Annotated in this window: 2 rRNA genes; both read left to right on the top strand. The window is 47.6% G+C overall.

Annotated features, from left to right (window positions below):
• Positions 1-143 precede the first annotated feature (143 nt).
• Positions 144-260: ribosomal RNA gene (gene rrf, locus GON22_RS25555) — 5S ribosomal RNA — on the top strand.
• A gap of 286 nt (positions 261-546) precedes the next feature.
• A 23S ribosomal RNA gene (locus tag GON22_RS25550) occupies positions 547-656 on the top strand; the annotation flags it as partial.

The following is a 656-nucleotide window of genomic DNA, read 5'->3' as shown; positions in this document are numbered from 1 at the left end:
CGTATCGGAAGGTGCGGCTGGATCACCTCCTTTCTAAGGATATACCCAGTCACGATGATGACTGGATACACAATGACAGTTGTGTCTCGCTCGTTGTCAGTTTTGAAAGAGCAATCTTGTTCTTTCTGAAAGCTGAATATCCGTTTGGTGTCGATGGCGGAGGGGTTCCACGCGTACCCATCCCGAACACGACCGTTAAGTCCTCCAACGCCGATGGTACTTGGACCGCAGGGTCCTGGAAGAGTAGGAAGACGCCAAGCGGGTGCGAAAGCACCATACAATCGAATCACAACGCCGAAATTACCGATGAGTAATTAATTGGTAAGAAAGTGCGGTGATAAGGTTGTTTTGTCTTGCCTATAAAGGCATTTGCACCTTGAAAACTGGATAGCGAATAATGAAACATCCTTAAAGCTTTAGTAATAACACGAAGCGAAGATTGTATGGATGGTTACGACTTTGGTAGATTTGTTTCAACCATTGAGGGAACTTATTGGATCAAGAAACAAAGCTATCACGAGAGTAAACGGCCATCAATCGAGCACTGGTTAAGCTACTAAGAGCGCACGGAGGATGCCTAGGCACTAGGAGCCGAAGAAGGACGTGGCGAACAACGAAATTGCCTCGGGGAGCCGTAAGCAGGCTTTGATCCGGGG

The organism is Paenibacillus sp. MMS18-CY102 (genome assembly GCF_009789195.1).
In the GTDB taxonomy this organism is placed as follows: Bacteria; Bacillota; Bacilli; order Paenibacillales; family Paenibacillaceae; genus Paenibacillus_T.
The sequence above is the reverse complement of the archived record's forward strand: the minus strand, read 5'-3'. Positions and strand labels throughout refer to the sequence as shown.